Source organism: Vibrio sp. Vb0349 (genome assembly GCF_033338975.1).
The window spans coordinates 101400-109761 of record NZ_JAWOTS010000013.1 but is presented as its reverse complement, the minus strand read 5'-3'; the positions used below and the strand labels follow the sequence as shown (position 1 = coordinate 109761).

Sequence of the window (8362 nt, the reverse complement as noted above, 5' to 3'; positions counted from 1 at the left end):
AGTTCTTTTAGTTGTTGATTTCATAACACTCTCCAATTTTGGGGGTGGAAAGTGTCAACCTTATTTAGGACGGCACATTTTAAAGATATGAAAAAGCGGCTCATGAGCCGCTTTTTTGTTCTTAATGACAAGACAAAAACTCTTCCTGTTGAAGTTATTACGCTCTTTCTTTTCCTTCTAGAGCCAGTATCTCGTCAACTAATTTTGGAACCTCAACGCTTGCTTTTCCGTAGCGTTTTTCCTCAAATTCACTTTCTACCGCACTAGGTTCTAGGTTAATTTCAATGGTATGTGCGCCGTGCATTTTTGCATCATGAACAAAACCTGCTGCGGGATACACAACGCCAGAAGTCCCAATAGAAATAAACAAATCTGCTTCTTCTAATGACGCGTAGATATCACCCATTCGCAGTGGCATTTCACCAAACCAAACAATATGTGGTCGCATTTGTGAAGGGATCTGACAACAGTGACAAAGCTCGCCGGTCTTAATGTCCTCATTGTGCTCTACTACTTGGTTAGATTCACTACAGCGGGCCTTGAGCAACTCACCATGCATGTGAATCACATTCTGACTGCCGCCTCTTTCGTGAAGGTTGTCTATATTTTGAGTGATGACCGTCACTTTACCTTCTAACTTAGCCTCTAAACGACCCAATGCTTCATGCGCTGCATTAGGCTTTATCGCATTATCTTGAAGTTTCTTGCGGCGTTGGTTGTAAAAATCTTGAACAAGGTCCGGATCGCGAGCAAACCCTTCAGGCGTTGCTACATCTTCGATACGGTGATTCTCCCATAGGCCATCTTGCGCACGAAATGTTTGAATACCAGATTCGGCCGAGATACCTGCACCAGTAAGTACTACAATATTTCTATAAGGGAAATTCATAACTCATCCTTGCTGTTTTTTCATTAGCTTAACACTGAAAGAATAGCAACAGTAGTAATATGGATTAGACCATAGTCGTAATGGTCACTATTAGAATTACAATTTAAGAGGAACAGCAATGAGACAAGTATCTCTAGCGTTTATATTGCTTATGACTTTGGCAGGCTGTCAACTTACCAATGTTGAAGGCGAAGTCGATGATGTAAAGGTAAGAGTCAGCACCAATGATGATGACCATCGAGGTAATGGTAATTTCTGTCCTCCTGGCCAAGCCAAGAAAGGCAATTGCTAAAAGAGCGGCTTTATGCCGCTCCCATATTGGCCTCAATCCTCGTTGGTCGAAGATATTTTATGAATGGCTAGGTCAGCGCCATTGAATTCGTCTTCTTCTGAAAGCCTCAGTCCCATACTGGTATTAATCGCACCATAGACTACAAGTGCACCAAGCACTGCGATGGAAAGGCCCAAAAGCGTTCCTAGAAGCTGAACGATAATGCTCACGCCACCTAGCCCACCCAATGCGCTTTGACCAAAAATCCCAGCGGCAATACCACCCCAAGCGCCACATACACCGTGTAAAGGCCAGACACCTAGCACATCATCAATCTTGGTTTTGTTTTGTAGGTGGGTAAAAAGATAAACAAATAGCACGCCAGCAATCGCACCTGTCACTAAAGCACCGATAGGATGCATTAAGTCTGAGCCCGCACATACAGCAACCAAGCCAGCTAGTGGGCCGTTATGAATAAAGCCAGGGTCATTCTTACCAGCCAACAGTGACGCGACAATGCCCCCGACCATTGCCATCAATGAGTTCATAGCCACCAAGCCACTTATGCCTGACACAGTTTGAGCTGACATGCGTTGAAGCCAAACCACCCCACACATAAGACCCAAGCTCCCAAAGCCAAAAACGGAATATTCGAAGGTGCAAAGTTGGTGTGCTTTCCTGCTCGAACTCTGCCTTTTCTCATGCCCAAAAACACGACGGCAACAAGCGCTATCCAGCCGCCAACACCATGCACAACGACTGAACCTGCAAAATCGTGGAAGCCATAACCAAAGGTATTTTCAAACCAAGCTTGAACACCAAAGTTTCCGTTCCAGATCATTCCCTCAAATAACGGGTATACGATGCCGACAGTGAAAAATGTTGCGATTAGAATCGGATAAAAACGAGCTCGCTCTGCGATACCACCTGAAACAATAGCGGGAATCGCTGCAGCGAAGGTCAGCAAGAAAAAGAACTTCACTAACTCGTAACCATTGCCTTGAGATAATGTCTCAGCATCAGCAAAGAAGGTGCCGCCATAAGCGACCCAGTATCCAATGAAAAAATACGCAATGGCGGAAATACCGAAATCGGCCAATATCTTAACTAAAGCATTAACTTGGTTCTTTTGGCGCACGGTTCCTACTTCAAGGAAAGCGAAACCAGCATGCATCAAAAAAACCATGATTGCGCCAAGTAGTAAGAAAAGTGTGTCGGAACTTTGCGTGAGAGTTTGTACAGCGCCGTGTACCTGATAGGCAGTTACACTCATTATGATTGTCTCCGTTGATCTGTAGCGCACTTATCCTGTGCATCAAAGTTAGGCTCATCACCAATTTGGTGAACTTAATTTATAGAGCGTCTAAGAGAGCAATTCTCATTCCATAATTTACATTTCTAACACATATGCTTTAATTTATTGTTTTGTATGAACTTTAATAAAATTACGTATTCTTGAAATGGTGTTTAACATGCTAATAAATGCACCAATATGGTTTTAGTGCACCAACATAATGCGCACTATATGGTTCAACAAACAGCAAACTCTCTACCATAAACGTAAAAGCCACCCCATGAGAGGTGGCTTATGTACGGAATTGCTAACTAAAGGGGTTTATCGAGTGATCTTTCCTGCTTTTACATCTTCTAGCCAACGTCCTTCGACGAGGTAGGGAGGAAGCCAACCAGTTTCAACAGATAAACGGTTACCTTTGTCATACCACATACATGCCATACCAAGCAGAGGGAAATTAATGAACGTGCGGATCCCTACTCTATCTGGTCCCAATTCTCTAAGATGATATTTCTCTTGAAACTGTAGGTTTTTAACGAGCACTTCCTCAAAATCATAACCAATGTTAGTAGTGAGCGCTGCGAAGGTTTCTAGGATCCCCATCGCAATTTCCAACGCCCAGTTATCCCCTTGAGCTACCGCTGCGTCCATTGCTGCGACGAGCTTATCAGGGTAGTCCGATGTGCGGTTATGGAACGACTGAATTACGTCTACTAGCATATAAGACAGCTCACCCGCTTTGGTAGAGCTCTTCTTCATTAGAAAAATGGGAAAGCTTGCCAATGCGTCTAAACTAGGTCTATCACGTACAATTGTCGATATAAAATACATATCAATCCATCTATTAGGATTTATGCACCCCGTTTCCAAAATACCTTCCCCGTCCCACTTTACTTCAGGATAGTCGAGGATCTTGATAGATAATTCATCATTGGGATGCGTAGCAAGCATATGATAACCAGCACTCATCAGCGAAGTTTCGTAAAGACGTAATGTACAAATTTGCTCGTCTTCATGAGAGGCTTGAAACCATGTGTACCAGCGAACCTGCTCAATGGCGAAATCACCAAGACTGACTAGGTTTTCACGCCTGATTTTAAGGCCTTCTTTTCTGTTATCTAAGACCCGGTTTATAAATTTTTTCCGATTCACAATGGCTTGTGTGTCAAGTTCAGGATTTGCTTTTCGCTCTAAAAATTTGACCGATTCTTTACTTTGCATTTTGACTTAATCCTTTTGAATCAATTTTAAACTCTGCCACTTCTAGTTTTACATCTGAGGCCTTACCACTTTCAGGGATATTCGCTTGAGTATGTATATATCGAATAGTTCTGCCGGATAAAGCGGCGTATTGAATTTCGTCGGCAGCTAATTTTTCAGTCGTTCCTTCCTTTTTTTCAGACATTAGGTTGGTGATTTCGGCAGTGTATTCCGTTGTCCCTTGCTGATATGCCATATTTCCAATTTTTCTGCTACCCAGCGGGCTGCTCCCTCCTTTGGCCTCAACAATTATAATTTCACCTGGTGGCGGCTCTTCCACCTCGTAAACCATATCAAAATCGCCCGGCTTCGAAATTGAGGTTCCAATATCTTTGGGATGAAGCAGCTTAGCGTTAGGACGTTTACTCCGGACAAAGTCATCCGCGGCCAACTCACCTATTTTTGCAGACTGTTGGTTAATATTGCCAATTTGAGCATTATATCCCTCTTCGCCAGTTCGAGCGTCCATTGCCTCTTGACGCTCTTTCAAGCATTCATCAATTTTTGCTTTGTTTTTTTCTGTTAGCTCATAATCACTCATATTGAGTTCTGAGTTTTCTTTATACTCTGCTTTATTCAGCACAAGATCTTCAGTAAAGATCGTGCAACCTTCTTCCCCGCCAACTTTCTCTGAGTCAAAAACATGCGCATTGACAAACTCCTCAATCCCAACAACATACTGCACTTCGTGTCTGGTGCCATCTGAGTGATTGATATGGCGATAAAAAGTAATCTCGTTCTTCTCGCAATCAATATGGTCTAAATCGTACTCATATCGGATATGATTTTTACCTTTTGGTTTTCGGATTTTGACTTGCGAGCGAACGCCACCTTCTCCGACGGATGATTCTTTTGCAGCTTCTAAAATCTGATCGCAAACCTCTTGGGGGACATCGCTTTGCGCCTGATACTCTGCCAACATTTGACCCAAGCGTTTTAGCCCTTCTTCACAAAGGAAACCTGTTGGGTCAATCCACTGGATAGGGTTGACTGCATATTGGTAATGATTAATACCACCAGCAATAGATATCGGATCTTGTTGGATAAAACGTCCTAGTTTAGGATCGTAATACCGAGCGAGGTTGTAATGTAAGCTGGTTTCTTGATCGAAGTACTGTCCTTGAAAACGCAGTGGATTTGCTACATTTTCAATATGTACATGAGCAAAGCCGTGAGCATCGTAGCTGGCACTCCATACAACATTCCCCTCGTAATCGATCAGTCGCTCTGGTTTACCAACTTGATCGCACTGGTACCAATAAATAACGTCATTTTCTAGCAGTGCCACTGGCGTGTAGGTTTCTGGTTGATATAGGTACCAACGGAAAGCACCTGAAGAGCGTTCACCAATTAAACGTTCACCTTCCCACAAGAACTCTGTAACGCCTTTTTGTGTAATTTTTTTCGTTCTGCGCCCTAATGCATCATATTCATATTGACTGATACCATCGTCGGTGTGAACTTCAATGAGCTGATTTAGCGCATCAAATACGCGAGTCTGAACGTGTCCTTGCCCCTCACGTTTTGTCTGGTTTCCTTGCGCGTCATATTTGAACCGTACATCATCGTGTACTTCAATACGATCAGCGAATACCTCTGAAGATGGCAAAGTAGGATTGCCAAAACTATCGTATTCAAACTTAGTCACTTCTCCGGAAGCATTGACTCGTTTAAGTTGCCCTAAGGCATCGTACTGATAGTGTGTTGCTCCTGCCGTATTATCAATGATTGATGAAATACGGTTTTGCGCATTGTAAACGTACTTTTTCTCTCTATCAGGCCAATGTTGTTCGACCAAACGACCAACACCATCATAAATGATGCGCTCATTAAAATGTGCCGTTTCAATTTGGGAAATTCGTCCCATTTCATCGTAATGAAATTTGATTTGAGGTAAATCTAGGTTTCCAAATCGAATCGCTGAAAAACGCCCATATCGATCATAAGAGAAGCTCAGCTCCGTATTATCTGGCAGTACCTGAGATACGCGTTGGCCAACTCTGTTAAACTCCTGCGCTATCTCAAACTGACCTTGAATTCGCTTTGTTAAATGCCCGAATGAAGAGTATTGGTATTGCAATGTTTGATGGCGATTGGATGCGAAAGTAAGTCGCCCACCAAGCGTATAATTGAAGTGGTTCTCTACAATACTGCGACCATTTCCAGCTTTGACGTGCTTGAGATAACCCGCAGCGTCATAGCGGTACAGCACGGTCCTATCGGCGACTTGCTTACGATGGATGCGCCCCATATCGTCATAATCAAATTGGCTGTGTAGATTATCAAACCCAACAGTTCCTGATAGCTGGCCTTCATCGTCATACAGGAATTCGAACTCTAAGCCGTCACTCCGAACTAATTTAGTCAGATTACGTTGTTGATCGTATTCGTAAGAAATATGGCTGCCATCGGGAAAGATGACTGCTTCTTGTTGCGCGAGTGCTCCCCATTGATACGAGGTAATGCCTGCTGGCGTTCGAATCTGAGCAACACGGCTGTGCTCATCGTAAGAATATTCTTCGCTATAACCGACTTTGTCTTCGTCGTTAAAATAACGAACTGATGTACGCCTGCCAAATTGATCATAAGCGAGTTGAGCAATACACCCATCGGGATAAGCAACGCCATTCACTAAATCTTCTTCATTGTAGCTGTAACGAAGTAATGTACCGTCTATTTCATTCGCGATAAGTCTTTGTTGTTCATCCCACCACCATTGACTTTTCTTACCATCTTCAGACTCTTTTTTGACGACTTGACCGTGTTTATCGTAATCATATTCCGTGACACAGCCGAACTGATCGGTATCCCAAACTCTTTGACCGAGGCTATTGTAGTAAGCCTTCTCGATATCCCCATCAGGTGAAACCGTTTTAACTAACTTACCTAAGCCGTCATAACCATATTGAATTTCTTTTCCAGAGGAATGAAACTTAGAGACTAATTGACCATGCTGATTATATTGATAATTGACCGTTGACTGATCAGGATAGATAGCTTGTGCTTTTCGTCCTAGTTCATCATATTGCCATCGCCAAGTTTTACCTGTGGGGCTTATTTTCTCGAGTAAGTTACCCTGCTCGTCATGCAAGAAAGACCATTGATGATCTAACGAGTCAGAATAAGAAGAATGATTTCCCTGATAATGGAAGCGATAGTCATAAATTCCTGCGTCCCCAACGTTTCTGATGCACTTCGCTTTTGCACCTTCGCCATCCCATTCAAAATAATGAGTAAAGCCAGTTGGTCGTACACGCTTAATAATTAAATGGCCGAGGTATTGATACTGTTCCTTTAGGCCCAAATGATTAGTTGCACTGACCAAATCATCGTGCTCATCATAGGTATAAGTTGCCAGAACTTTTTGGGACTTTGCATTAAGCAGTTCTACAAGGCGTCCTTGCTTATCATATTGACATTCAAGAACCGGACGCTTGTTATATGCGATCTCGATCAATCGATGGTTTCGAGAATACTGCAATTGAAACGTTGAAAACGTGCCATTTCTAACTTGTTTAGCTAGCCAACGATCATCTTTTTGCTCAAACCGATATTGATGCCCACTAGCGAGCGTTACAATCCGAGTTGTTGAGCTCAGGAAATAACAGCTCGCACCAGCGTATATCTGGTAACTTGTTGCTCCAATATCTACTGGCTCAAATTCTGTGATATCTGCCTTATCGTCAACAAACTCCCAAGCGATAACGTTGTCTTTCTCGTCCGTCTTCTCGCGTAATTCAAACTGAAATGCATGTCGCCAACCAAAGCCCATTCCATGATTTACATCCGACTGCGAAGAGCGGTAAGTACGCTGCCAAGTAGTACCTTGTTGTAGCTCGATATCATAGAGTTCGAGAATTTCTTCACCCGTCACAAGTGATACAGGATCACCGGCTTTCTCATGTTTTTCGCTGCTTTGTTGCTGAGGCTTGGCGGATGCGGCACTTCTGCCACTCTTTTTATTCGACTTCCCCTTTCCCTTCGATGGTTTTGTATTGACGGTATTTTGAGTCGGTGGAGGCGTAACCGCTGACGAGAGTGCGTAGTTTTCGCCGGTAGGTACAATTCGAGCGACATGCAAGTCACCGTTCACCAAAGCATTGGCAAACGTTGAATTATAGTGTTGGGAAGTAAGCTCACCGTCAGGTATGTTTGGCTTGAATTGACCAATCGCATAGAACAAGTCCTCGACAGAGCGAAGGTCAAGCTCACCAAAGCTCTCAAGAAACTCTATTGCCTCTTGTTTGGTCACGAATGTTTTAGGTTCGCCGCTAGTAAGTAACTGACCAGAGAAGTGATAACTTTCGCCAAAGCGATTCGTGATAGAAATGACGAATTGAGGGATCATAGCCGTAACGTGTTTGTCCTTTTCTTACCTTGCCGCATCATTTAATGCTCGTTTCGCTCTTTTTATTTGTGAGAGCAAGATGCCTTAATCAAACATCCTCCGATAGAGATTCCTCTGTATGCGTAGACTGAATGTATTGATGGCAATTTTCACGTATGCAACTCTTTGAGTTTCTGAGCGCAGCGTACTTTAACGGGACGATGAATCCTGAGTAAATGAACAATAGCGTGAGTGAGACTAATGTCTCATCGTGACGCGATTTTTTTACATGTTTCTTACTTAACTATGATTTTCTGCCCA

At 43.1% G+C, this 8362-nt stretch carries 4 protein-coding genes and 1 pseudogene; 1 reads left to right on the top strand and 4 read right to left on the bottom strand.

What is annotated here, in order from left to right:
• Positions 1-157: 157 nt before the first annotated feature.
• Positions 158-889 carry a Sir2 family NAD+-dependent deacetylase gene (gene cobB / locus R7Q47_RS15365; protein WP_154204587.1) on the bottom strand — a complete coding sequence of 244 codons (732 nt, stop codon included), beginning with the start codon at positions 887-889 and terminating at the stop codon, positions 158-160.
• Between the two features lie 118 nt (positions 890-1007).
• On the opposite strand from cobB, the gene R7Q47_RS15360 reads away from it, so the two are divergent.
• Complete coding sequence (locus R7Q47_RS15360; protein ID WP_165401620.1) at positions 1008-1181, top strand: hypothetical protein; 174 nt, start codon at positions 1008-1010, stop codon at positions 1179-1181.
• 32 nt (positions 1182-1213) lie between these two features.
• Here R7Q47_RS15360 and R7Q47_RS26905 read toward each other — a convergent pair.
• The 3 genes and pseudogenes from R7Q47_RS26905 to R7Q47_RS15340 all read right to left on the bottom strand — a co-directional run bounded on the left by R7Q47_RS26905 (position 1214) and on the right by R7Q47_RS15340 (position 8062).
• Positions 1214-2334, bottom strand: a pseudogene (locus R7Q47_RS26905) (ammonium transporter).
• A 441-nt stretch (positions 2335-2775) separates the two neighbouring features.
• Positions 2776-3675, bottom strand: coding sequence for an immunity 49 family protein (locus R7Q47_RS15345; protein ID WP_154204588.1), 900 nt, complete (start codon positions 3673-3675; stop codon positions 2776-2778).
• A complete protein-coding gene (locus tag R7Q47_RS15340; protein ID WP_318089235.1) occupies positions 3665-8062 on the bottom strand; it encodes an RHS repeat-associated core domain-containing protein in 4398 nt (1465 codons plus the stop codon). The genes R7Q47_RS15345 and R7Q47_RS15340 overlap by 11 nt, the downstream gene beginning before the upstream one ends.
• Positions 8063-8362 lie beyond the last annotated feature (300 nt).

What these genes read in the sequence shown, in the direction of transcription:
- cobB (WP_154204587.1), bottom strand. Translation starts at nt 889, where the DNA reads ATGAATTTCCCTTATAGAAATATTGTAGTACTTACTGGTGCAGGTATC.
- R7Q47_RS15360 (WP_165401620.1), top strand. Translation starts at nt 1,008, where the DNA reads ATGAGACAAGTATCTCTAGCGTTTATATTGCTTATGACTTTGGCAGGC.
- R7Q47_RS15345 (WP_154204588.1), bottom strand. Translation starts at nt 3,675, where the DNA reads ATGCAAAGTAAAGAATCGGTCAAATTTTTAGAGCGAAAAGCAAATCCT.
- R7Q47_RS15340 (WP_318089235.1), bottom strand. Translation starts at nt 8,062, where the DNA reads ATGATCCCTCAATTCGTCATTTCTATCACGAATCGCTTTGGCGAAAGT.